Consider the following 25,689-nt stretch of genomic DNA (forward strand, 5'->3'; position numbering starts at 1 on the left):
CTTCTAGCCCCTATCCCCTGGATGTCCACGCAGGGGCCAGAGCTCGCCCAATTGGCGTGCAGCCGTGGTTACTTCTGCAGCGATACCGGCGTGACGGTCTGCGGTAAGGCGAGAACTCGGCCCAGCTACGCTGACGGTGCCAACCACCTGGCCTTCGGCTGCAATCGGAGCGGCGATCGCAACGACACCCGATTCGGCTTCCTCAATGGATATTGCCCAACCACGCTCCCTCGTAGTGCTCAGTTCCTTCATCAACGCTTCAACGCCGCCAGCGTAAGATTTGCCATCCGGAGTGTTGAGGGCAATGCGGAGGGCTTCCTCGTCGCCGAGCGTGGATAAGTAGGCCTTGCCATTGGCAGTTGCCACCAAACGGACTGTAGCTACCAATTCCGGTTGATATTTAAGGCCGTGATGCGCGCCCTGTATCTGAGTAATCCAGGTGAGCGTTTCACCCTGAACGACTGCCATGCGCACCAGATCGGAGCTTTTAGCAGCAAGCTCTTCAAGGACCGGCTGACAAACGTCCGTCAACCGCGTCGCACTTAGAAAGCGTTGGCCAAGGATGGCTAACCGCAAAGTCAGCTTGTAGAACCCGGTGGCAGGGTCTTGTTCGACCCATCCGATCTCGCACAACACCGTTAGCATTCTGTGCGCAGCACTTTTCTGGATGTCCAGACGCTCCGCTACTTCGCCAAGCCGCATGGCGGCCGCATCTGTAGCAAGTAGTTCGACCACCGCAAAGCAGCGCTCAACAAGTGAATTCACCACGCGCAACGGAGATCTCCTGTTCCAGTAAGAATAATATTCTATTGAGAACTCCTGGTCAACTGTTATGGGATCGTCGCCGCCCCCCTCCCGGCAAGCCGCCCTGAGGTAAATGCCCAGCCCAGGTGATGTCCGTGTCCCTCGAGTATAATTCCACCCTGACCGGTTGCACCGGCTGCAAATAGCCCGGGAATGACCTTGCCTTCGGGGGTTAGGACCTGCATCGATGCGTTGATCCTCAACCCACCCTCTGTAAGCACCCAACTCCGCACTGGGCCTAGCGCGATGTAGGGGGCGCGAATAAGCCCCGGAGTGCCTCCCCTTGGGTTTTGATTGTAGGCAGCAATGGTCTTTTCAAGGGCGTGGCCTGGTACACCAATCTTCGCTGCCAGCCCTTGGATCGAGCCAGCTTGATAATAAATGTCCTTCCGGTTTCGCCGATAGTCCGGCAAATATGCATACGCCACGCCGGGCGCTGTTGAAATATAGAATGGCCACTTACTGAATGTTTCAGCGAGTGCCCCGTCTAGCAGGATAAAGGCCTCACGGCCTTGCTGTAAAGGTACGCTGAACTGAGGTTTATCGCACTCATCTGTAAACCGCTCTCCCGACCGATTCACCAATATCGCTCCGCTCTCGTAAAGTTTTTTCTGCGGTTCCAGAACAGTAGTGAGAAACATCATGATGAACGGGCGGATAAGAGCCTGGGGGAGATGTGTCATTGACCACTTCATCACCAGTGCAAGGAACCGGTTCGGCGGCAGTTTTGTCATCAAATTGTTCTGGGGCGGGATAAAGCGAAGCTGCGGACCGCTCACGAGATCCCCGTTAACAACCTCACCTCCAGCGCCTAGTCCCAAACGGATCGCATCGCCGGTACTAGTCGTCACGAGCGCATCGGCATGGGAAACCGTTTCTCCCGCATAAGCTTGCTTCATTTCTCGGTTCGCACTGAAATCGCCGCCGGCGAGCACGACTCCCCCACTGGCAAAAAACTGCCATTCGACGCCAGCGTTTTCCGCGACGACGCCAGTTATTCGCCCGTTCTCTCGGACAAGACTGGTCACCTGATGATTAAGGAGGACCGTCACGCCTAACCGCCTTGCTCTTCGATAAAGAGCATGTCCGTAAGATCGGGAATTGGGCAGAACGTTATGCATCCTGGGAACCCTGTGCGGAGGCTCAGGCATTGGTCCGAAAAATACGACACCCATGTCGAGAAGCTTTTTGAGGGTCTGCGGGACGTTGTCGACAAACGCGCGCCTCAATTCAGGATTGTCCCGGGATAAGAGCGCGCCATGGAAAAGTGCCATATCAGCGAAGTGGTCGTGGGGAACGTCGTCAATCCCTACCGCCTTCTGCATGGGAGACCCGCTTGAGGAAAGTGAGCCAATAGCCCAATTCGTCATGCCCCCAGGGCGCGGATTCTTTTCCAACACCAGAACACGACGACCCAATTCGGCCGCTTCCACGGCAGCGAAGAGACCTGACCCTCCGCCGCCAACTACGATCACGTCAAATTTAGCGCCTGTTCGAGCCACGGCTTTCATCTCCATTGAGGCGGGTGAATCGGGGGGTGATACAAAAGTGGCCACTGTCGGTTCCACTTCCCTGTTGACCCCGGCGAAAAGACCGCCTAAGCGTTATGTAGAACATCATTCCAATTAGTATATCATGTCACACAGAGCAAGCGATCACATTCATTATCTCGCCGAGGGGCTGCTATCCGCACATGGCGGAGGCTCTCCATTGGTTGTCGACGCTGCGCTCTTGCAAGAGGTGAGCAGGCCCGCCGCACTCGAAATCCAGCAGCGTGTCATAAAGGGACTGGCCGCTCCAGTTGCGGCTTGGAAAACTGCTGCGCTCCCCGACGGAGACCTGGTTTCAGCTCCCATCGTGGCCAGCCGGTTCTTCTCCAGCCCGTGCATCCTCGGAGCCAATCTCTATGGGACTGGCGGCGTCGAATGCGAGATCGCGTTCCAATTCGCCCGCGCGCCCAAGGAAGAAGTTAGCGTTACGAAAGCCGGCGTGATCGACGCCTTAGATGGGGCTTGCGCAGCGATCGAGGTCGTCACCAGCCGTTGGGGCGGGCCTCTTCCTGCTTCACGCAACGCCATGGTTGCAGACCTTTTAGCTAACGGTGCGCTTGTTTGCGGACCGTTTAACGAGAACTGGGCTTCGGCGTGCTTCGCGTCACTGGATGCAAGTCTGCGACTGAACGGTGTCGTGACCCATCGCACAACTGGCGGCCACCCTGACAGCGATCTGGTCGGGTTACTTGTCAGGTTTGTTAAAGATCTGCGCGATCGGAAGATCGAAATTCAACCTGGTACCGTCGTCACTACCGGGAGTTTCACCGGTCTAGTCACAGCCAGACCTGGTGACGTGGTCTCTGCAGAATTTGAAGGGTTTGAGCCTGTATCCGTAACATTTGGGACAGGCGCATAGCAGGAGTGAATGATGCTTAGCGGCAACGGCGTTGTGGGTATCTGGAATGGTATCGCCAATGAGGGAAGGCTCGATTTCTATCAATGGCACATTCACGAGCATATGCCCGAACGAACAGACATACCCGGCTTCCTGCGGGGACGCCGATACAGGGCAGCCGACGCGTACACCCATCCGGAATTCTTCACATTATACGAAGTCGATGAATTCGATGTCCTAATCGGCCCGGAATATGCAAAGCGTCTGAATGCACCGACGGCCTGGACGCGTCGAGCCACGTCCCACTTCCTCAACACGTCGCGCGGTCTAGCCCGAGTGCTGTATTCCGGTGGTGCAGGACCAGGCGGTGCTGTTGCGACGGTGCGATTCGAACTTCCCTCTGAGGCGCCCAAGGATGCGGTTGATGAGCTGACGGACGTTCTGAAAGCTTTGTCGAAAGCCCCACTGCTAACCGGGGCCCATCTGTGTCGATCTGATGATGATGCTACCCAGGCTAAGACGGCCGAAACCCGCAAAGAGAGTGACTACGATGCGCCTCCGGCTTGGTTCATTGTCCTCGAGGGATGCAGCATTGAAGCCCTTTGGTCCCCGACACAGTCGATCTTGCAACATCCCTATGTCAGCCGACCAAGAATAGGTCGCTACCAGTTAGAATACACACGACTGAAGACTGAAACGGCGGCAGGCTGAGAGGTTGTCATGAAACTGTTGCGACACGGCGCGGCCGGCGCCGAAAGGCCAGGAATACTAGACGCGGAAGGTACCATCCGGGATCTTAGCAGCGTTATCGATGACGTCGGCCGTGAGACACTCTCGCGACGGACTATGGATCACCTGCGCTCCCTAGATGTCGCGCTGCTGCCTGTAATTCCCGAGGACGTTCGTCTAGGCCCTCCGGTTTCGGACGTTCGTCACTTTATCGCGGTTGGCCTCAACTATGTTGACCACGCGACGGAAACCGGCACGCCTATACCCGAGGAGCCTGTCGTCTTCTCGAAAGCACCGTCCTCAATTTCGGGCCCGATGGACAACATTCCAATGCCAGCGGGTTCAGACATGCTCGACTGGGAAGCTGAAATCGCCGTCGTAATTGGCGAGCATGGCTTTCAAGTCCCCGAATCTGACGCCCTCTCCATCGTCGCCGGTTACCTGCTTTGTCACGATGTTTCTGAGCGGCACGACCAAATTCACCGAGGTGGACAGTGGATGAAAGGAAAGTCTCGCCCTGGTTTCGGCCCTTTGGGTCCGTGGCTCGTCACCCCTGATGAGGTATCCGATCCTCAAAACCTCGACATTTGGCTAACAGTCAACGGTGTCTCTCGGCAGGCCGGCACGACAGGGAAGATGATATTCTCGTTTGCCTATTTGATAACTTACATCTCCCAATTCATGGCCCTGGAGCCTGGCGACGTCATCACCACCGGCACACCGCACGGTGTTGGGCTCGGTTTAAAACCGCCGCAGTTTCTGAACGAAGGTGATGTCGTGGAATTGGGAGCGACGGGCCTTGGTAGCCAGCGTCAAGTTGTCGTCGCCGCTCCAAGGCGGCCTCGCAGCGAGGCGCGCGTTCACGGGACAATAACCGGATCTGCGCGGGACGCTTAGGCCTCAGAATTCGCCGGGACGGCCTTAACGATGACCCTCTATGCCGGTTGGGAGAAGACGATGCAGCTTGAAACCAATTTGCTCGGTGCGGCAGCCACTCTGACCTTGAACTGCGCCGATAACGTATTGATTGCTCGGAGAGCCTTGCTTCACGGTACCGACTTGGGGAGCGGGCTTGTGACCGTGAACGCAGTGCCCGCAGGACACAAGGTTGCGCGACGCCTGATACAGAAAGGTGAGCCTGTCCTGCGCTATGGGCAAGTTATCGGGTTTGCCACGAGTGACATCCAGCCAGGCAGCCACGTTCACCTTCAAAACATGGCTATGGGCGAGTTTGAGAAAGACTATGCGTTCAGCTCAGCTGTCACGCCAACCCAATACGTGGATACGCCCGCCACGTTTATGGGCATTCGACGGCCAGATGGCCGTGCCGCCACTCGTAATTACGTGGGCATATTGAGCACAGTGAACTGCAGCAGCCACGTGGCTGAACTCGTTGCGGACGTCTTTCGCAAGAACCCGTTTAAGGGGGACGATCCCCTATCAGCCTACCCGAACGTCGACGGCGTTGTAGCTCTAACGCACAAGTCCGGCTGCGGGATGACGAGCGGCGAGCCTCTTCGGCTTTTACGCCGGACCATGGGAGGGTACGCCCGTCACGTAAATTTCAGCCATGTTGTAGTCCTTGGCCTAGGATGCGAAGTCAATCAGGTAGGTGGTCTCCTTGAGGAACAGGGGCTGGCTGGTCGCGTCCGCAGCATGGATATCCAGACAATGGGCGGGGCGCGCAGGACTGTTGAGGCGGCAGTCTCATTCGTCCGCGAGGTCCTTGAAGAGTCTAATCGCGTCACGCGCGAACCAATTCCGGCGAGTGAACTGGTGGTCGGCCTCCAATGCGGAGGATCTGATGGTCTTTCAGGGGTGACAGCAAACCCGGCCCTCGGGGCGGCAAGCGATATCCTCGTGCGACACGGCGGTACCGTTATCCTGTCGGAAACGCCTGAGACCTTCGGAGCCGAGCATCTGCTGACACGCCGCGCTGTATCACGCGAGGTGGGTGAGCGTCTCTTAAAGCATATGGCGTGGTGGGAGAGTTATTTCCAACGCGAAGGAGCCGTGATGAACGACAATCGTTCGCCCGGAAACATGGCGGGGGGGATAAGCACAATCGTTGAAAAGTCTTTAGGGGCAATGGCAAAGGCGGGAACTACCAACCTCGTCGAAGTGGTGGGGTATGCCGAGCCTGTGAGGGGTCCCGGCTTCGTGTTTATGGATACTCCGGGATATGATCCGGTCTCTGCCACCGGCCAAGTGGCTGGAGGTGCAAACCTAATCTGCTTCACGACGGGCAGGGGCAGTGTTTTCGGGTGCAAGCCCTCGCCGACGATCAAGCTCGCGTCTAATACACCTATGTATACACGCATGCAGGACGACATGGACGTCAACTGCGGCGAGGTCATCACAGGGGCCGAAAGCGTTGAAGAATGCGGACAGCGCATCTTCGATCTCATGCTCGACGTGGCTTCAGGAACCCCATCAAAAAGCGAAAGCTTCGATTTCGGCGCTAACGAGTTCGCGCCTTGGGTGCTCGGCGCAACTGTGTGAGAGAACATGAAAATCGTTCATTCAGATCTCCACCAGCTTCATAGCCCGCAGACGTTCATCCAGCGTGGTCGGTTGGTGGAAAGTCCAGAACGTCCGGAGCGCGCCTACGCGCTGCTATCTGCTGCGATCGATGCCGGACACATGGGTGTGGAAGCGAAGCCGATGGCTTCAGCTGCCATTGGACTAGTTCATTCCGCAAGATATCTGGACTTCCTCGAGAACGGCATTGCCGAATGGTCCGTCCTTCCGAACGCTGGACCTGAAATCGTCCCTAATACTCATCCCAACCGCTTCGCTTCTCATTATGCCAGTCACATCTTGGCTCGCGCAGGCTTTCACCAAGGTGATACGTCATGTCCGATTAGTGCTGGGACCTGGCGCGCAGCCCGCGGTAGCGTGGATATCGCTCTGAACGTGGGCGCGCTGATCGAGGGCGGTGCGCGAAGCGCCTACGGCCTTTGCCGCCCACCCGGCCATCACGCCTTTACCGAAATGGCGTCGGGATTTTGCTATTTGAACAATGTGGCTGTACTCGCCGAGTCACTCCGGTTGTCTGGCGCCGAACGCGTTGCCGTGCTCGACATCGACATTCACCATGGAAACGGCACCCAGCAGATCTTCTATGAGCGGTCTGACGTTCTTACGGTCTCTGTGCACGCCGATCCTGATCGGTTTCCCATGTTCTTCTCCGGTTATAGCAATGAAACCGGTATCGGGGAGGGGGAGGGGCATAATCTCAATCTTCCTTTGCCTCACGGCAGTGACGATCGCGCCTTCGTGGCGGCTATAGGCAAAGGCCTGTCTCGTATTCAAACTTTCGCCCCCGACGTTCTCGTGGTCGCCCTTGGCCTTGATGCCTATCGAGGCGACCCGTTGAGCGTCTTGGACGTTACCACCGAGGGCTTCGCACAGGCCGCGACAGCAATAAACGAGTTCCGGGGACCCGTGGCTCTCATCCAGGAAGGTGGATATCCGAGCGTCGAACTCGGCCGAAACCTCGTCGCGTTCCTTGGCGGGATCCAAGACTGATCCAAGACCAAGGCCATCCACACTCACGGCAACTGCTTGCATTTTCAGGAGATTTCGATGACCGAAGGCTTTTCACATCTAACGCCAGTAAACACACGCCAGGCTTCGACTCTTATGTCCGACGGAATGATAATTAAAGGAAGTGGCATCTTTATCTCAGTGCTTATCCCCGTCGATGATCAGGGGAACATCGTCACCTCATCATTCGAAGAAGAGGTCAACGCTGTCTTTGTAGAAATTCAAAGGACCCTTGCTGCAGCGGACCTAGGGTTCGAGCACATTGCCCGGCTCACTTACTACGTTGTTGGCCTCAACGAGGATCGGGTATCCACCCTCCGGAAGGTGCGAAGTGGCTTTCTTTCTACTCAGACACCTCCAGCGTCCGCCCTGATCGGCGTTGCCAGTCTCGTGGGCGGGGTTAGCATCGAGATCGAGATCCTCGCGGTAATTCCGTGATCGAACACCGTGTCGCATCCTTGTCGCGGCAAAAACGCAGATTATAGCGCGACAGACTTGCTTCGCGGCTATGCGACTCGGGAATTCTCGCCCGTGGACGTTTTTGAAGCAGTAGTAGCCCGAGTGACCAGTGTGGACCCTGTTCTAAACGCATTGGTTCTTATGGATCCCGATAGAGGGCGTGCCGCTGCCCGGGCTTCCGAGGCGCGATGGCTCTCAGGCAATCCTGTCGGCGCAATTGATGGGGTGCCAGTAACGGTCAAAGATCAATCGCTTACCCAAGGTTGGCCGACCCGCAGGGGCTCGTTAACGGTAAAGGCGGATGGGCCTTGGAATGAAGACGCGCCTGTCGTTGGCCGTTTGAAAGAGAGTGGTGGCATTCTATTCGGTAAGACCACGACGCCGGAGTTTGGATGGAAATCCGTAACGGATAGCCCATTGTCGGGGACCAGTCGAAATCCGTGGGATCCCAATTTAACGTGTGGAGGGTCGAGCGGCGGTGCCGCGATTGCAGCTGCGGCCGGGATGGGAGCCCTTCACCAAGGAAGTGACGCAGGTGGCTCAGTTAAAATCCCCGCAGCCCTCTGCGGGGTGTATGGCCTGAAACCGACTTTTGGTCGTGTGCCGATGTATCCGCAGGGTTTGGGCTCGATGGCGCAGCTTGGCCATTATGGTCCCATCACCCGCACCGTCTCGGATGCAGCTTTGATGCTGGATGTGATTTCGAGGCCTGATGCTAGAGACTGGCTAGCCGTAGACCACGATTCGCGATCGTACGTAGATAAACTCGATAGAGGAGTTGAAGGTCTTCGTATCGCTTATAGTGAAACGTTAGGGTATGCACATGTGGACGCCGAGGTCGCTTCCACTGTTGCGCAAGCTGTCAAACGGTTCGAGCAACTGGGAGCTGTGGTGGAAGAAGTATCTCCACCGATTGATGACCCTTTGGCATGCTTTTTGACATTCTATGAAGCCTCTTTAGCGTGCAGCCTCGTTGGCATCTCCGAAGTCGACTTGGAGATGTGCGATCCAGGTCTGCGTAAGATTGCTGAGAAGGGTCGGGGCGTGACGGCAGCCCAGTTGCTCGCAGCTTGGCAAACCCGTGAGAGACTAGCTCGCACTATGAGTGAGTTTCACCAGAAGTTTGACTTATTGATCACTCCCCAACTTTCGGTCACGGCTTTTGAGGCTGGACCTCTTTACCCATCCCATCTCAAGTCCATGTGGGATTGGATTGCGTTTTGTTTTCCATTCAATCTGACGCATCAGCCTGCTGCTGCGATGCCTTGCGGCTTCTCGGATCAGGGCCTTCCCATAGCTCTCCAAATTGTGGGTCCAAAGTATGCCGATAGCCTTGTTCTTCAGGCTAGTCGGGCCTTCGAGAAACTACAGCCGATAGTGGTCCCGAATGCTATTAACTTGCCCCGGTCACAGCCGTAACAAGGGCTAAGGGACCTTAAGCCGATCAACTTTGCTAAGGGGTTATCCTATGTGTTTGCAAACGCCGCGGCTTGATTTCCGGAGGTGGTCATACGATGACGTTGAGTTGGCTAGTCAGATGCATGCCGACACGAACGTCATGCAACATCTTACACGGCTGACTGATCGAAACCAGGTGGAGGCTTGGGTTCATGACCAGGTTGAACATCACAGACAGCACGGCTATGGCGTATGGATACTTGAGGAAAAGGGAACTGGCGCCTTCGTAGGTTATTGCGGCCTTTCTACTGTCTCCTACCAGGCCCATTTTACACCGGCAGTCGAAATTTCGTGGATCCTCAAACCTGAGTTTTGGGGTAAGGGGTTGGCGACCGAGGCTGCTGAAGCGGTCATCGCTTACGGCTTCGAGCGTTTAGGTCTCGTCGAGATTGTGGCTACCGCTTCGGTAGCCAATGCCAACTCGCTGCAGGTCATGAGACGACTCGGCATGTCCCATGATGCCAGAAATAACTTCCAGCACCCTCTAAAGCCGGCCGCCAGTGGCCAGAAGTCGCAAGTCCTCTTCCGATTGAGTCGCGACGAATGGGCTAAGAGGCGTAACCCGTCTTGACATGTGGAGAACTCGCGACTATTATAACTGACTTGACGCCCCACGTTCGATCGGCGTTTAACTTAATGGCTATTATCAATACTTATTAACCAACTACTTTCATACATACTGCCGGTAACTCCATACCAGATATTATCGTCTTATTAAATATAAGCGGCGCCGCAGCGGCCGAAGATCTTACAACGGTGCCCGGGCGCGTGCGGCAACAGAGGCTGTGGAGTTGCACCGAGAAGCGCGCGTTGGTCACCCAGGTTTTCAGCCAGAGCGGACACCGCCAAGGCCTCCTCCCTTGTTCCTGACACCGCAGGATGAAGTCCTCGGCGTAACGCGCATGCGACACAAATGTAGGGTATCGTATTGCCTCACCCTGGAATGCTCCCGAACGATCTTTCCGTTGCCTCACCATAATGTTCCGCTGGGCTGGGATTCCATCAATGCGCGATCAGCTCGATTGCCGGCTCCACGTGCATTGGGCCGAACACCATCGCGTGTGCCTTTTCCTTCCGCCAGATCTTCAAGCGGCCTGAAGGATCGTGGGTACGCCGGTGGCTACACTACCGTCACGGCCTTCCTCAGAGACGTTCGTCCGACCTCAGAAGCCGGCTGAAGTTCGGTTCGAAACAGCTCCCGGCGAACAGGCACAGGTGGATTTCGCCCAATTCCATGTCGTCTTCACCGACGAGCCGGCACCCCCAGGATCGTCTGGCTGTTTTCTATGGTGCTGGGCTATAGCCGTCTCATCTGAGCGCGCTTTGCCATGCATCAGGATCTGCCGACGGTGCTGCGATGCCACGCGGCGGCGTTCGATGCGATCGGCGGCGTTCCGCGCGAGATCCTTTACGACAGAATGAAGACTGCGGTCATCGGCGAAGGCGAAACGGGCGGCATTGTTTATAACCGCGCTCTGCTCGATCTCGCCCGCCATTTCGGCTTTCATCCGAAGGCCTGCAAACCATATCGCGCCAAGACGAAGGGAAAGGTCGAGCGACCATTCCGCTATATTCGTGAAGACTTCTTCCTGGCGCGCTCGTTTCGCAACCTTGATGATCTTAACACCCAACTGCGGCAATGGCTGGATGCCGTTGCCAATCCGCGCGTGCACGCCACAACGCAGCGCGTCGTCGTCGAGGCCTTCGCGGAAGAGCGCCTTCTGCGGCGCGGCAATCAACGTGAGAGCGCAGCGTCAATCAGGATGAGAATGCCGGCGGGTTGGAACGCAGGGAGGGCGTAGCCCGACTGGAGTTTCAACCCGCCGGCGGCGCGTTCCTTTTCGGGTGTCGTCTGGTGATCACGGTCGACCGGGTATGCGGTGGTTTTTCCTGTTGGGGAGGAATCACTTTGTGCCCGGCCGCCACGTAACCGATCACCAAATGAGGCTTTTCATGAAGTTCCGGAAGACCAATACGACGGCCGTCGCAGCGGCAAAGGCGTCGATCAGCACAGCCACGGCCTATCGCATCGAGACGAGGCTGCCTTCGCAGAGGACGGTTCCGCGGGAAAGGCGCCGGCCCGATCCGCTCGCAGAGATCTTCGACGCCGAGATCGTGCCGCTGCTGCGGGCGGCTCCCGGCATCCGGCCGGTCGCCATTTTCGAGGAGATGATCAGGCGACATCCCGAACTGGGCAACGGCATTCGTCGCACGATCGAGCGCCGTATTCGATCCTGGCGCGCCGTCCATGGCGAGGAGCAGGAGGTCATTTTCCCGCAGGTCCACGAACCCGGACGCATGGGATTGTCGGATTTCACCGACATGGCCGCCACCGGCGTGACGATCGCAGGCCAACCACTCGATCACCCTGGCGGAAGGCCTGCAGAACGCGCTGTGGTCGCTCGGCGGGGCTCCCCGCGAGCATCGCAGCGACAGCCTCTCGGCGGCCTTCCGCAACCTGGACAAGGACGCCCGGGAGGACCTCACGCGCCGCTACGACGAACTGTGCGGCCACTACGGCATGACCGTTTCCCGCAACAATGCTGGCGTCGCGCATGAGAACGGCTCCATCGAAGGCCCGCACGGCCATCTCAAGCGGGCGATCAATGACGCGCTGCTGATGCGGGGGTCGAGCGATTTCGACGACCTGGCCGCCTACCGTCGCTTTGTCGACGAGATTGTCAGCCGTGTGAACGCCCGCAATTCCAAGCGCATCGACATCGAGCGGGCCGAACTCCAGGAACTGCCCGTCCGGCGCACTTGCGACTACGAGGAGGTCACTGTGCGCATCACGTCATCGGGCGGGTTCACGTTGCGCAAGGTATTCTACACCGTGCCCTCACGCCTGATAGGCCACCGCCTCAGGGTGCGGCTCTTCGATGATCGGCTGGATATCTTCATCGGCGGCACGCAGCTCATGACGCTGCCGCGCGGGCGCGCCTCTTCAACCGGCAAGCACGACCAGGTCGTCAATTATCGGCATGTTATCCATTTGCTGCGCCGCAAGCCGATGGCGCTGGTCAACCTCGTCTATCGGGACCAGCTCTTCCCCCGCGAGGCCTACCGGCGAACCTTCGACAAGCTCATGGAGCGACTGCCTGAGCGGCAGGCCTGCCGCATCATGGGCGAGCTTCTTGCCATGGCGCACGAGCGCGGCTGCGAGAGCGAACTGGCCGATCAACTGACTGCCTCGCTGCAGGCACGGCGATTGCCCGACATAGCTGCTTTGCGGGAACGGTTCGCGCCGGATCCCGCCCGACTGCCGAGGGTCGTCGTGCACCTTGCTCCGCTCAACGCCTATGAAGCCCTGCTTGGCGCCAATCTGACAGGAGATGCGGCATGAAGACGAACCCCGCTGTCGATTCAGCCAAACTGAGCTTGCTCCTCAACGAACTGCGCTTGCCGGCCATCCAGGTTATGTGGCCGCAATTTGCCGAACAGGCCGACAAGGAAGGTTGGCCGGCCGCTCGCTTCCTGGCTGCGATCACTGAACATGAACTGGCTGAGCGCGACCGGCGACGTATCGAACGCCATCTCGCCGAGGCGCGCCTCCTGCCGGGCAAGACCCTCGACACGTTCGAGTTCGAAGCCGTTCCGATGATCTCCAAGGCCCAGGTGATGGCCATCACCGCCGGCGATAGCTGGCTCGAGAAGGGAGCGAACCTGCTTCTGTTCGGCCCGCCCGGCGGCGGAAAGAGCCATCTCGCCTCGGCCATCGGACTTGCTCTTATCGAGACCGGATGGCGGGTCATGTTCACCCGCACCACTGATCTCGTCCAGAAGCTTCAGGTCGCGCGCCGCGAACTCGGCCTCGAGGCCGCCATCAACCGGCTCGATCGCTTCCACCTGCTCATCCTCGACGATCTCGCCTATGTCACCAAGGACCAGGCCGAAACGAGCGTGCTGTTCGAACTCATCAGCGCTCGCTACGAGCGGCGGTCCCTGCTGATCACCGCCAATCAGCCCTTCGGCGAATGGGGGAAGGTCTTCCCCGATCCCGCCATGACGCTCGCCGCGGGTGGATCGCCTCGTCCATCACGCCACAATCTTCGAGCTTAATGTCGAGAGCTATCGGCGGCGCGAGGCCATCGAGCGAAAGCGGGGGCCAGGCAGGCCGCCGTCATATGCGACACCCACGAACGTCGCTCCCTGATTGACGCGCCGCGACAATCAAATCGACAAGACCTCTTGCGCGCGACAATCCATGCCGCGATTATCGCCACCGCCGCGACACCAGATTCTCATCCAGATTGTCGCGCGCTTCTCTCCCAGATTGTCGCGCTATAGCCTTCATCTGCGTCCCTTGCCGATGGCTCCGTTCCGATCGGTTCTGCGGCTTGAGCGAAGGATATCCCGAGAGGGCATGGTGAGTGTCGGTGGAAACGCATACAGCGTGCCCGACGCCACCAGAAGGCGGCTCGTCGAGGTTCACACCTTGGCCAATGAGGTTCGAATCTTCGAAGACGGCGCGCTGATTGCTGTCCATCCGGTGTTGGAAGGTCGCCATCAGCGCCGCGTCGAACCAGGACACAGAACCCTTCGCTCACCGCCGCGATCGCGATCGCGCGTCAACAATGACGAGATCATTCTTCATGGATCCGGAGACCGGGTCACGCAGCGGCCGCTCGCCTTCTACGACGCCGTCGCCAGAGCCTTGGCGCAGGAGAACCGCCCATGAACGCCGCTCTCGATGCCGTGCCGTCGATGATCGACCGCATTCGCCATGACCTTGTCGGCTTGAAGATGCCACGTGCCCTTGAAGCGCTCGACCATATTGTCCGCCGCCTGGAGCATGGCGAGCTGTCGGCACTCGAAGCGATCGACATTCTCCTTTCCGAAGAGCTGACCCTGCGCGAGAACAGTCGCATAAAGACGGCGCTGCGGATGGGTCGGCTGGCAACCATCAAAACGCTCGCCGGCTTCGATTTCACTTTCCAGCCCTCGGCGGCGGCAACCTGTTCTTCCAGCTCGTCAACGCCCGCTACGAGAAAGGGGCCGCGCTTCTCGACAGGCTTTTGCATCATGCTGTCGTCGTTCAGATCGAAGGATCAAGCTACAGGCTGCGCCAACATGCCGAATTGATGCCTGAACACGTCCGTTCGAAAGCCCTGATTACTCCACCGTCCTTCGCCCCACCATCACGGCCGCGAGGGCGGCCGCCGAAAAATACCCAATTCTCCATGCCGTCCGAGACGGCATAATTGGGGAATTTTACTTCGGCACTTTTGAGGAAAGTTCACCCGGTATTGACAGTTCCACCAGCCGGTGGAAAGAGCGTCCTTCGCGGGACGATGAATGAGGTGAGTTCGCGAGGGTTGCAGTGCCGGTCGCATCACAACGATTAGGACGCGCAGTGTAGGGCGAGCCACCTCACCATCAGAGGCGGAAATACGGTCTTACAAAACTGGAGCAGAATCCCAATTGAATCAGAGCCTTGCGAGTTCTTCGCGGACGACTTGTGACCCAGTCCTTTGGAGCATGCGTTGCCCCGGGGCGGAGCTGTGAGGTCTCCCCTATTCCCGATCAATTCCGAATCCCTTCAGGGCGGACGTGCTTATGCACCAGTTCTCAGACCTGACCCGGTACAGCACTTGGCGCTGCAGTGGATCATCTCCAGCCTTGAGCGGGTGGTCGAAATCATCTTTTGGGTTGTGGGTCATCCCCAGCCGCTCCATTACGCGTCTGGAATCCAAATTCGCAACAGCTGCGTTAGCGACAATTTCGTTCAATCCGAGATGTGCGAATCCGAACGAAAGCGCAGCCGAGGCTGCTTCAGTTGCGTAACCTTGGCCCCAATCGGCCGGATCGAGCCGCCATTCAATGTCAACCGCTGGCGTGAAGTGCGCTTGATATGGCACGTTGACAAGGCCACAGAAGCCAATCAGTTTAGCCACACTAGGTAATTCCAGTGCCCAAAGGCCAAACCTGTGCTTCTTAAAATGCTCGCGTTGGTCCGCAATCCAAGCTGCCACCGCACCGCGATCCAAAAGTTCTGCGACATACCTGACCACTCTCGGATTGTCATTGATACGTGCCAATGGTTCCAGGTCGTCGTCATTCCATTCGCGCAATACGAGGCGTTTCGTTCGTAGGTTCATCATTCGCTCGCCCCGTCCCGCGGAGATGCCAAACACTGCGCCCGTGGAGAACTGCATTCATCCGACGCGAGCCAACACGCGTCCGACAAACCAAACCCACCATCAAACTCCGCCGAGTAATGCAGTTTACCGGTATCCCCGCCGTAGCTAGCTCCCTGCACCGGTCTTGGTTAAGCGTTATTAACCTGACCTTGACGCGTTATAAGCGCTTGTCTTCAAGATCACGACTCGCGACCTACCGAAGCCGCAGGGACCCGAACCGCTCCGCTGGAGATCAAGTCCTTGATGTCATCTGCGCCGACTCCCGCATCGCGGAGGACCTCGATCGAGTGCTCTCCCAACGCAGGCGCCGGACGATCGAAGATGAGAGGAGAATCGGTAAACTTCAATGGCTCAACGGCTACCCGGTATCTGCCGCCATAAGTGTGGTCGACCTCGCGGATGAGGTCGCGGACGACGCCTGGATCGGCAAGCGCCTCGCCAACGCTGCGGACTGGAGCAAGCAAGATGCCCGTCGGTGAAAGGCTTGAAAATGCCTCGTCAGTAGTTAGCTGGCGGATCCTGTTTGACAGGTGTTCCGCAATTTGATCACGGTTCGTCAAGGCACCCTTGCCTTCGAGCAATGGCACGATTTGATCTGACAGTCCCAGCGCCGCCGCTACGTCTGGCAAAGACGCCGCATGTGCTACAAGGGCTACCGCACCATCAACAGTTGCATAGATACCATAAGGCGCCCCTTGGCAGACGTGGCTGATGCCATTTCGAGCTCTTGTTGGCGGTGTCTGTGCGTTCAGAAAATAGGTGGATTCCGAAGCCAACAAGTGTAACGCGCACGACATCATGTCGACACGGACCCATTGTCCGCGGCCTGTTTGATCACGCTGCCTCAGAGCTGCCTGTATGCCAATCACGGCTTGCGATGCAGTATAGGTATCCACGACATAGGCACCCGCTGGGATGGGTGGACCGCCCGCCGGCCCGCCGAGGCTTGCAATGCCTGAAAGAGCCTGAATAATTAAGTCTTGACCTGGCTTATCCTTGCAGGGTCCAGCCGGATCATATGCAGCTATGGAGCAATAGACCATGGCAGGATGCTCGGAGATAATTTCTTTGTTACCAAGACCCATTCGCTCCAGAACGCCTGGCCGAAAATTTTCGAGTATCACATCCACCTGCGAGACCATCTTCCGGACGACAGATCGGGCATCCGGCTTCTTGAGGTTGATACATAGCGACCGCTGGTTTCGGTTCATGCCCAGGAAATACGGACTCGGCTCGTCGTCGGGAGCCGTCGGCTCCTTGATACCGCTACGCTGGAAATCACCCGTTGGCGCCTCGATCTTGATAACTTCTGCGCCGAGGGAGCCCAGATACTGCGCGGCGATCGGGCCGGCGGCATAGTGGGTAAATGCCAAGACCCGAATGCCGCTTAACGGATGTATATCGCTGTCTGTTTCCAAATTGGTGTTGGCGTCTGAATTGTTCAGCATTTTACGACCTCTGGTTCTTTCATCCGCTGCAAAGCCCAGCCGAGCACCTGCTTGTGAGACGGAACAGGCATCGCACGCAACTTGCCGCCGCGGTCAGAAGGATGGTCCCGTATATGCATGTCCGGGCGGAGCCTAAAGCCGAAGCTACTCGACCACGACCCACAGAGCACTCAAATCGCATCAGGGCAGATCGCGCGAGTGTGCTCGCCGAGCTTGGGGGCGGGAAGCTCAATTCCCGTTTCATAGCAGTCGAACCGCAGCGGTTGGTTTACATGCCATTCACCACCCTTCTCAAGGCTAAGCTGCACAAACAGCTCTCTCGTACGGAGCTGCGGATCTACTGCGACGTCTTTCAAATCATGCACGTGACCCCACGGAATTTCGATAGCGTTGAAAAGATTCGCCCATGTCTCTTGTCTTTGCTTCGCGATTGCGGCGGCAAGTTGCGCGCGATAAACAGCGACGTGTTGTACGCGTTCCTGATGGCTCGCGGAGGCGAGGTGTGTCAGACCAGTAGCTGCGCACAAAGCCTGCCAATAGTGATCCTCGGCGGCAATGCTTAGCGTAATCATCTTATTGTCCGCGCAGGCGAATGTCCCATACGCTGGTTCTTCTTCATACACCTCTGCCAATGGTCTTTCGTTTAAAGCTGCGTAGAGATACGTGGTCATCCATGAGACTAGACTATCGGTCATGGACAGATCGATGTAGCAGCCGTGACCTGTTCGCTCGCGTGCCAGCAAAGCCGAAGCCACGCCAAACGCCGCTAGGGTACCCGAGGCGAGGTCAGCGACCGGCAATTGAAATGGTTTCTCCAAACTTCCTGTTCGAGCTTGCTGAAACAGAACGCCGGACAATCCTTGACAGGAAAGGTCGTGCACGGGACGCCTGCGGTAAGGTCCATTTTGACCGAAGCCGGTCAGTGAGAGATAGACTAGGCGACGGTTTTGCCGACTGATTACTGAATAACCTAGCCCCAGGCGTTTCATTACATCAGGGCGGAAACCCTCGATCAGAACGTCTGTCGTTTTGCTCATATCTAATAGAATGTCACGGTCACGAGGTGACTTAAGGTCAAGAGCAATGCTTCTTTTATTACGATTCAGCGCCGCAAAGAGGCTTCTAAAGTTGCGAGCAGGATCGCCGCCATGAGGCCTCTCAATAAGGGTGACATTTGCACCCAGGTCTGCCAGCAGCAGGGTCGCATATGGGCCAGGATACTGTTCCGCTAGACTAAGTACTCTGACTCCCTCGAGTGGCGATCGGATCTTCATTTGCCTACCCATCTTTCGGTGAACACAAGTTCGACAAGTCGCTTATAGACTGCCGCCGAGCTTATCGTATTGCATTTGACATTGGCGATACGAGTTTGTGAAGAGTTTGTTGCGCTATACTGCTGCCTAGGTCGTCGCCATATCAGGGCTTATTGGGGATCGCGACGGCAGGAACCGAACGAGCCGCCGACGAGATCGCTTCACCGAGTTGTTCAAGTAACCAGCTAGATTTGGCGCTCCGTCTCCATCAATAATCCGATTGCCATCCCGTTAGGCTTTTATCCCTCCGACCACCACCGTCGTTTGCCTCGGAACATTACCTATTATCGCCCACGCGACGGCCGAAGGCCCTCTCGATGTCAATGATCCGTAACTTACGATCCCCGCCGAGGTTCTCCAATCGCGCTGCTTTCGACCACTTGGGCGGCTTCATGAACGGACGTCACCATTTCGTCGATATGATCCGTAGACATCGGAGTGGATAGGCACAGTTGGCAGGTCGGCGAGACAATCACACCTCTTTCCTGTAAAGCCCGAATGAGCATACCAAGTTTTTCCTGCTGCTCGGGCGCTAGCTGGGCCTCACGGTAGTCTTTAGGAGCTTCAGGCCGCAGGTGTATGCGGAACATCGATCCCATGCCAGTTACGGAGTATGGCAGGCATTCCCGACGAAACATCTCGGTTAACGAAGAGCAGGCATATTCGCCCAAATCATCGAATCGCTGAAAACTTTGCTTTGACAGCGATTCCAATGCGGCAATGCCTGCTGCCATCGACATCGGATTAGCACTGAAGGTGCCGGACTGAGGGACGAGAGGCTTGCCATTCGTCGGATCAAAGGCAAGCATGAACTTCGATGGGCCTCCGACCGCGCCAATTGGCAGACCGCCACCAATGATCTTGGCAAAGGCACATAAGTCCGCCTCAAACCCGAATCGGGTTATAGCGCCACGATACGACAGCCGGAAGCTCATCACCTCGTCAGAGATCAGAACGATGCCGTGTTGGGCCGTGAACTCGCGCAGAAAGGCAAGATAGGAGCGGTCTATGGGCACCAATCCGGCACGTTGCGGAAGAACATCTATTATGACCGCTGCGAGCGTGTCTTTGTTTCCTTCGAGAAGTTCCCGGGTTGCCACGAGCTGATTGAATGGCAAGACGACCGTGTCGGCGGTAGGCCATTCAGGGGTACCCGCACAATAGGGCACGGCGTTAGGCGCCGACCGCGGGCCCCAGTTCGCCGGAGCGGCGTCGAGGCTGACTTCAATCGGATCATACCCCCCATGAAAAGCGCCTTCGAGCTTGGCAATTTTCAACTTTCCCGTCAGGGCACGCGCTGCCTTAATAGTATACATGACCGCTTCAGTACCTGAGTTCATGAAACGGATCTGGTCAAAATAGGGGACCCTACCACAAAGCAGTTCGGCAAATTCAACTTCCAGCTTCGTGGGCCCGCTGAAGCTTATGCCAAGTTCTAATTGATGACGCAGACTGTCCAGTACCGGTCGGAAGCTATGACCGTGAATCAAAGCTGTAAAGTTATTTAGGAAATCTAAATAGGTATTCCCATCAACGTCAACAATATTAACTCCGGTTCCGTTTGCGATATATATTGGGTGGGGACGCTGGAACACAGATAGGCGAGCGTTTCCTCCGGTAATAACGCGCTGCCCGCGTCCGAACATTTGGGCCGAACCGACGATGCTTCGGACAGTTGAACCAGTATTTCGACCAATGTTGGTTGACATGACGTACCTCATTCCTAGCGTTATCGCAAAACCGCGTTTATCGGCCACCTGGGCTGACGTTGTTGGGTGCTGGTATTAGGTCCTCGCGAACCAAGTGAATTTGCTTCGGATCTCAATGATCTGGCCTGTTGCCGCTGCCCGCTCATCGACACGCGAAAGACCTCAAAACCGGAACGTCGGATCAAGAATCTTGTAGGCATGTCCGCAGATCCAACGGCCTGGCCCCACGTTAAGGGAGCCACGCTTGCTAGTCCCATGACGCCGTCGTAACTGGTCATACACTTCGATAAAGACCTGATCGAGGGTGGGCATGATGATGGTGCGGCCGGGAATGCATCCTGCGCGGTTCTCAGCTTGGGCGCGGTGCTTAAGGACGTGCTCAACGTCGTGAGTTGCGTCAGGGTCTCCGGTCGCGCGCCAGTGCTCTGGCTGCTGATCCGCCGCTCGCCGGCTATCCACCATGTAAAGCATGATGTCGCTCCGCCCGGGAGGAGACATTCGAATAAGCGTGACCATGGGACGATGGCTCCGGTCTTTGAGGCATTTGCGAATGACACCGCATGTCCCGTGCCAAAGGAGAAATTCATTTAGGAAACAAGGTGATGTCGCAAATAATGCCACATCGCATGTTCGACAGCGTCGGACATCAGACAATGATCTCAGGAGCAATCCAGACGAGGCAATGAGAGGCATCTCCCAGATTGATGAGATGGAACGGCCCACTGACCAGCGATCCTGCTCCAGCCAACCTGTTGCAATCGGGCGGGGTCCATATACGTCCACATATGGACACCTCGAACTTCCGGCGTTTCGCGGACCGGTAGGGCCGCGCCGACGTTCTGCGTGGACTGATGAACGGCGATCGCTTCGGATTTGGTTGTTTGAGATTGATCCGGTTGCCGATTTCGGCGTCGCGGCGGCGGTTTGCGCCGCCTTCGCCGTCATGCGGACGCAGTCCGCCCCTGGTGCCACACGAAGCGGGTGAGATTGTAGGCAAGGTTGGCCATGCCGATCTTCGTCCTGGCGCGGGCGATGCCGATGGTGCGCACGAACAGGCCCATGCGGGATTTCTGCTGCGCGAAGACGTGTTCGACGAAAGCGCCGGGTTTCGATCGCCGCCCATTGGCCCGCGACGTCGCCTCGCTCATGGGCCGACCCTTCGGTTTCTTCTGGTGGATGTCAGAGACGTAGCCGTTCTTCTCCAGCCACTCCTCGTTCTTTTTCGAGCGATAGGCCGTGTCGGCCCAGACAGTCGAACCGGTGTTGGCGCGGTTGAGCACATTGCGAAGCTGAGCACCGTCATAGGCCGCCGCGCTCGTGACGTTCCAGCCCCGGATGAAGCCATGCCGGCGATCGATCGCGGCATGGCTCTTGTAGCCGAAGGCGGGGATGGCGATGTCGCGTTGCTGCGCCTTTCCCTCCTCGGCGACCTTGGCTTTCGAGAACTTCACCGTCCAGCGTGCATCGCGGTCCTTGTGGCGCAGCTTGGCAGGCTTGTCTTTCCACTCGTCTGGAACCTTGCCTGCCTTGATGTCAGTCTTCTCGGCGTCGGTGTTGCGCTGTTTGGGCGCCGCCACGATGGTGGCATCGACGATCTGCCCCATCGCCAGGTAGCCGGCCTTGCTGAGGTGCTTGTCGAAACGGGCGAACAAGTTGTCCACCGCGCCGGCCTGTGTGAGATGCTCCCGGAACAGCCTGATCGTCTTGGCGTCGGGCAGCTGTCTGCGAGGCCCAACCCGAGGAAGCGCATGAAGGATAGTCGGTCCTGGATCTGGAACTCGGCCTGGTCGTCAGACAGGCCGTAGAGCGCCTGCAGAACCATGATCTTGAACATCATCACAGGATCGTAAGGCGGCCGGCCACCCTTCGCGCCATCGGAGCGCTTCAGCGCCTTGCCGAGCGGATTGCGGAAAACCTCCCACGGCACCACCGTGTTCAGCTTCTCCAGCGGATCGCCGATCTCGCTCAGCCGGACATATCGCTCCTCAATGTCCCAGAAACCAGCCTGTCCCCGCATTCGCAGCCTCCCGCAAATCACAATGACAGTAAATCACGAAACGGTCGAAATGGGGAGGTTTTTCGAGGTGTCCATATGCCAAGACGTGAGCCGACCCATTCCGCTGATGGGGTTGCACCGCTATTTCAGCAAGTGCCTCGTCCACATTGAAGGCTCGTCCGCGAAGGATCATCATGCGGCGACGAGTGTCGACCGCGAAGACAGCCATGCATCGGCTGTGTCGCTTCAACAAACTCCGCGCTTAACGCCCCACCTGGGATTAGACACACCATCAATCGAGAACGCCTTCTCAAAGTTCAGGCGCAGCTCAGAAAACGTGCCGCGCGATCCTTCAACGCTTACGCCCCCGTTCGACCGCTACTGTTCAGAGACTTTTCCAAGCTGCCGGTTATGATATTAAACGCCATACGCTTTAGGTCGCCGCAATTGGCGTAAACCAGACAGTACCCAGAATCGGATTGTTAAATTCCTGCCGCCGCGTCATGCGAGCGGGTCCCCGTTCGTCCTCTAAGCTTTTGAATTACATGCCGATAGGGTGTGATCGCGGGCCTTTCTTGTGAGGTTGGCACGATACTTGTGTATCCCTTGGCATGGGATTCCACCAGTCGGGATGTCATCGAGGCGGCGGACACAGAGCGCCGCAGGAACAAGTTAGGTTCAATATGCGGCACCGACCAACTCACCGACCGCCATCTTCGCGATCTTCTGCTCTTTCGGTTTCTTGGCGTCCCGTAAGCAATAATGAAGCAGAGTGCATAGCTGATCGGCTCTATGGAAAGAGCGGTTCAACGAAACGCTTTGAATCCGAGAAGGATGACACGTTCCTGTTGGATTGTGAAAGCAAGGTACAATTTGTGCTGAAGATCGCGCATCCGTCGGAAAGCCCGGAAGAGCTAGACTTTCAGGTAAGGCTGATACGGCATATCGAGCGTGAGGCTCCCTCTCTCCCAATACCTCGAGTGTTTCAGGACCGGCACGGTCAAATGCTACCAGTCATAACGACCAGCACGGGCGAGCCGCGCATCGTACGTCTATTTTCGTTCATCCCGGGCGCTCCGCTCGCCACAACGACTTCAAAACCCGAACAGCGTGCCCGCATCGGTGAGCTTCTCGCCCAGCTTCGCCACGCAATGGCTAACTTCTCGCACCCGTCCGACAGCCGCGTGCTAGCTTGGGACGTCACCCACTTGCTTAATTTGTCGGACCTTATTGATTACATTCCAGACTATGAACGACGCGACTGGGCCAGAATTACGCTTGAACGTTTCGCAGAAATCAGGCCGCGCCTCGACCGGTGCCGTCGGCAGGTTCTCCACAATGATTTTAATACGTCCAACTTGATAGTTAGTCACAACAATCCGCATTTCGTCAACGGCATCATCGACTTTGGCGACGCCGTCAGAACTGCAATTGCTGTGGATGTCTCCACTGCGCTGTTGAATCAGATGCCGAAGGACATCGGCGATGCTAATCGACGTGATCTATTCGACGAGGCCCGCGACGTTTTGCGCGGTTACACACGCTTCGCTGATTTAAGCGAGGAAGAGTTGCGGCTCATCCCGTTTTTGTCGATGGGCCGGCTTGCCGCTCGAGTATTGCTGACATCCTGGCGAGCGCGGCTTTTCCCGGAGAACAGCCGTTATATCCTTCGCAACACCGAAATGGGATGGATGCATCTTGCTTGGTTTAATTCTCTTTCAACCCGCAAGATCTCGGATCTGCTATTCCAATAGGGGCTAACATGACCAAGCATAGTAGAAACTTCTCCAAGGGTTTTCGCGGGGATACGGTGAACGGCTTCAATCCGAAGGACGTGTCTCATTTGAGCGAACACGACCGGAAGCACATCGAGCGACGGCAACGCGTTCTCGGTCCTGCGTATCGATTGCTCTATCAGTCCCCGGTTAAAGTTTCCCGAGGAAAGGGAGTATTTCTCTACGACAAGCAAGGCAATGAGTATCTCGATGCCTATAATAATGTCGCCTCACTGGGACACTCCCATCCGAGAGTTGTGGCAGCGATTCACAATCAGCTTGGGACGTTGTGTACGCATACCCGCTACATGCAGGATCAGTTAGTTGAGTTTGCAGAAAAGTTGGTCGGGACATTTGACGGAGAGCTTGGCAAAAACGGTTGCGCAATGTTCACTTGTACAGGATCGGAGGCAAACGATTTGGCTCTGCGCGTGGCTCGGTTCTTCACAGGAAATTCCAGCGTCATTGTCACTGCTGAAGCCTATCACGGCAACAGCGGCGCCGTCGCAGCCATTTCTCCATCCCTGGGGGAAAACTCACCACTAGATCCACTTCTGAGGCTTGTGCCTGCGCCCGACTCCTATCGAATGCCTACCGCAGAGATTGGTCGCAGGATGGCAGAGGATGTCGCGCGTCAAATCGCCGACATCGAGCGGCACGGAGGTGGTCTCGCAGCCTTTATCGTTGACTCGGTTTTCTCTTCAGATGGTCTTTATTTTGATCCGGTGAATGTTCTTGCTCCCGTAGCCGATGTTGTTCGCCAAGCTGGGGGACTTTTCATTGCCGATGAAGTCCAGTCCGGTTTTGGCCGCACCGGCACTCATCTTTGGGGCCACGTGCGACATAAAGCCGAGCCTGATATTGTGACAATGGGCAAATCTATGGGTAACGGATACCCCGTTGCGGCGGTTGTATTGCGACCTGAACTCGTCGCCGAGTTTGGGCGCTATTTCAATACCTTTGGTGGGAACAACGTCGCTATTGCCGCCGCTAGGACCGTGTTGGAGACCATCTGCGAAGAACGCCTGATGGCAAATGCTATCAAGGTTGGCGGCCAGATTCTTGACGGCCTCAGGGATTTCCAGAAGCAATATGAGTGTGTAGGTGATGTAAGGGGAACGGGTCTCTATTTTGGGGTTGAATTGGTGAAAGACCGCTGTTCCAAGGCGCCTGACATGGATTGCGCTTTGGCTATCGTCAATGGTCTGCGGGACCGGAGAATATTGATTTCCGGAACAGGTGCTCATGCCCACATATTAAAGATCAGGCCGCCCTTGGTCTTCACAAGCGAACACGCCGCGCGTTTGCTCGAGGGGATTGAACAGACGCTCCGATCCCTGTGATGGCAGTACGCGGGACGCCGCCGATCGCATCGAACGCCTGCCCGTGGCGTCGCAGCACTGTCGGCAGATCCTGATGCATAGCAAAGCGCGCCCAGATGAGACGGCTTTAGCCCAGCCACCATTGAAACAGCCCGAAATATTGCGTAGATTTTACGAAAAAAGCCGGGAGCCTGTGATGTTGACGACTGATCTGCTCGCACTATCTTCAGCGTCCAGAGCCCGATCGCTATCCGATCCGAATCCAGTCCCGGAAGGCAGTCGTTACCGGGCGCTTACGGCGAACCAGCTGTGTCCGCCTGGTGACCTGTCTTCGGAGCGCAAGGGTCCCCGGATCCGGTTCCCTCCATCGTTGGTCACAGACAGGGAGCCAGCGGGCAACACGACCAATACGGATCCGCGCTCGCAGCGTATCCGGGCGAGTTGTAGGGGCGGCCAGATAATGTGCTCGAACTCTCAGTTCATCTGCATACGACGGCCTGCCCGCACTTGCGTGCTCCCGGTGCCCCGTGGCCGGGATTCGCCAAGCCTACCCAACCTGGCGACCGAACAAACGCTGGCACCAGCAACAACATGCCGGA

18 protein-coding genes and 5 pseudogenes are annotated in these 25,689 nt (G+C 57.1%); 15 read left to right on the top strand and 8 right to left on the bottom strand.

Annotated features, from left to right (window positions below; genetic code table 11):
* Positions 1–3: 3 nt before the first annotated feature.
* Positions 4–768, bottom strand: a complete 765-nt coding sequence (locus tag ACLGL5_RS12700) for an IclR family transcriptional regulator (RefSeq protein ID WP_245307254.1) — start codon at positions 766–768, stop codon at positions 4–6.
* 62 nt (positions 769–830) lie between these two features.
* Complete coding sequence (locus ACLGL5_RS12705) at positions 831–2,360, bottom strand: FAD-dependent oxidoreductase (protein ID WP_280949014.1); 1,530 nt, start codon at positions 2,358–2,360, stop codon at positions 831–833.
* 154 nt (positions 2,361–2,514) lie between these two features.
* On the opposite strand from ACLGL5_RS12705, the gene ACLGL5_RS12710 reads away from it, so the two are divergent.
* The 13 genes and pseudogenes from ACLGL5_RS12710 to ACLGL5_RS12770 all read left to right on the top strand — a co-directional run bounded on the left by ACLGL5_RS12710 (position 2,515) and on the right by ACLGL5_RS12770 (position 14,588).
* Positions 2,515–3,213 carry a fumarylacetoacetate hydrolase family protein gene (locus ACLGL5_RS12710; RefSeq protein WP_494372916.1) on the top strand — a complete coding sequence of 233 codons (699 nt, stop codon included), beginning with the start codon at positions 2,515–2,517 and terminating at the stop codon, positions 3,211–3,213.
* A 12-nt stretch (positions 3,214–3,225) separates the two neighbouring features.
* Entirely contained in the window at positions 3,226–3,903 is a 678-nt protein-coding gene (locus tag ACLGL5_RS12715) for a hypothetical protein (RefSeq protein WP_141700898.1), read from the top strand.
* Positions 3,904–3,912: 9 nt separating this feature from the next.
* A complete protein-coding gene (locus ACLGL5_RS12720) occupies positions 3,913–4,818 on the top strand; it encodes a fumarylacetoacetate hydrolase family protein (protein ID WP_069091194.1) in 906 nt (301 codons plus the stop codon).
* Between the two features lie 60 nt (positions 4,819–4,878).
* The gene (locus tag ACLGL5_RS12725; RefSeq protein ID WP_069093298.1) at positions 4,879–6,423 is read left to right on the top strand and encodes a UxaA family hydrolase; all 1,545 of its coding nucleotides are present in this window, start codon (positions 4,879–4,881) and stop codon (positions 6,421–6,423) included.
* A 6-nt stretch (positions 6,424–6,429) separates the two neighbouring features.
* The gene (locus ACLGL5_RS12730) at positions 6,430–7,452 is read left to right on the top strand and encodes a histone deacetylase family protein (protein ID WP_083246585.1); all 1,023 of its coding nucleotides are present in this window, start codon (positions 6,430–6,432) and stop codon (positions 7,450–7,452) included.
* Between the two features lie 57 nt (positions 7,453–7,509).
* Entirely contained in the window at positions 7,510–7,908 is a 399-nt protein-coding gene (locus ACLGL5_RS12735) for a RidA family protein (protein ID WP_069091196.1), read from the top strand.
* A gap of 9 nt (positions 7,909–7,917) precedes the next feature.
* Positions 7,918–9,348 (top strand): amidase, encoded by a 1,431-nt coding sequence (locus ACLGL5_RS12740; protein WP_494372917.1) that lies wholly within the window; start codon positions 7,918–7,920, stop codon positions 9,346–9,348.
* 49 nt (positions 9,349–9,397) lie between these two features.
* Entirely contained in the window at positions 9,398–9,958 is a 561-nt protein-coding gene (locus ACLGL5_RS12745) for a GNAT family N-acetyltransferase (RefSeq protein ID WP_069091198.1), read from the top strand.
* A 523-nt stretch (positions 9,959–10,481) separates the two neighbouring features.
* Positions 10,482–11,105, top strand: a pseudogene (gene istA, locus ACLGL5_RS12750) (IS21 family transposase); the annotation flags it as partial.
* A gap of 193 nt (positions 11,106–11,298) precedes the next feature.
* Positions 11,299–12,730, top strand: a pseudogene (locus ACLGL5_RS12755) (IS21 family transposase).
* A pseudogene (istB, locus tag ACLGL5_RS12760) lies at positions 12,727–13,540 on the top strand (IS21-like element helper ATPase IstB). The pseudogenes ACLGL5_RS12755 and istB overlap by 4 nt, the downstream one beginning before the upstream one ends.
* A gap of 156 nt (positions 13,541–13,696) precedes the next feature.
* Complete coding sequence (locus ACLGL5_RS12765) at positions 13,697–14,065, top strand: Mu transposase domain-containing protein (RefSeq protein ID WP_494372953.1); 369 nt, start codon at positions 13,697–13,699, stop codon at positions 14,063–14,065.
* Positions 14,062–14,588, top strand: a pseudogene (locus ACLGL5_RS12770) (ATP-binding protein). The gene ACLGL5_RS12765 and the pseudogene ACLGL5_RS12770 overlap by 4 nt, the downstream one beginning before the upstream one ends.
* Before the next feature lie 312 nt (positions 14,589–14,900).
* On the opposite strand, the gene ACLGL5_RS12775 reads toward ACLGL5_RS12770, so the two are convergent.
* The 6 genes and pseudogenes from ACLGL5_RS12775 to ACLGL5_RS12800 form a co-directional block, all read right to left on the bottom strand.
* Positions 14,901–15,542, bottom strand: coding sequence for a GNAT family N-acetyltransferase (locus tag ACLGL5_RS12775; protein WP_069091199.1), 642 nt, complete (start codon positions 15,540–15,542; stop codon positions 14,901–14,903).
* Positions 15,543–15,706: 164 nt separating this feature from the next.
* The gene (locus tag ACLGL5_RS12780) at positions 15,707–16,975 is read right to left on the bottom strand and encodes a CaiB/BaiF CoA transferase family protein (protein WP_069091200.1); all 1,269 of its coding nucleotides are present in this window, start codon (positions 16,973–16,975) and stop codon (positions 15,707–15,709) included.
* Positions 16,976–17,145: 170 nt separating this feature from the next.
* Positions 17,146–18,249, bottom strand: coding sequence for a CaiB/BaiF CoA transferase family protein (locus ACLGL5_RS12785; protein ID WP_171903257.1), 1,104 nt, complete (start codon positions 18,247–18,249; stop codon positions 17,146–17,148).
* A 374-nt stretch (positions 18,250–18,623) separates the two neighbouring features.
* Positions 18,624–19,997, bottom strand: coding sequence for an aspartate aminotransferase family protein (locus ACLGL5_RS12790; protein ID WP_171903258.1), 1,374 nt, complete (start codon positions 19,995–19,997; stop codon positions 18,624–18,626).
* A 162-nt stretch (positions 19,998–20,159) separates the two neighbouring features.
* Complete coding sequence (locus ACLGL5_RS12795; RefSeq protein WP_141700899.1) at positions 20,160–20,468, bottom strand: hypothetical protein; 309 nt, start codon at positions 20,466–20,468, stop codon at positions 20,160–20,162.
* Positions 20,469–20,938: 470 nt separating this feature from the next.
* A pseudogene (locus ACLGL5_RS12800) lies at positions 20,939–22,014 on the bottom strand (IS5 family transposase).
* 662 nt (positions 22,015–22,676) lie between these two features.
* On the opposite strand from ACLGL5_RS12800, the gene ACLGL5_RS12805 reads away from it, so the two are divergent.
* Positions 22,677–23,747 carry a phosphotransferase gene (locus ACLGL5_RS12805; RefSeq protein ID WP_069091204.1) on the top strand — a complete coding sequence of 357 codons (1,071 nt, stop codon included), beginning with the start codon at positions 22,677–22,679 and terminating at the stop codon, positions 23,745–23,747.
* A gap of 8 nt (positions 23,748–23,755) precedes the next feature.
* Positions 23,756–25,111 carry an aspartate aminotransferase family protein gene (locus tag ACLGL5_RS12810; RefSeq protein ID WP_069091205.1) on the top strand — a complete coding sequence of 452 codons (1,356 nt, stop codon included), beginning with the start codon at positions 23,756–23,758 and terminating at the stop codon, positions 25,109–25,111.
* Positions 25,112–25,689 lie beyond the last annotated feature (578 nt).

Source organism: Mesorhizobium sp. U510, from assembly GCF_059180695.1.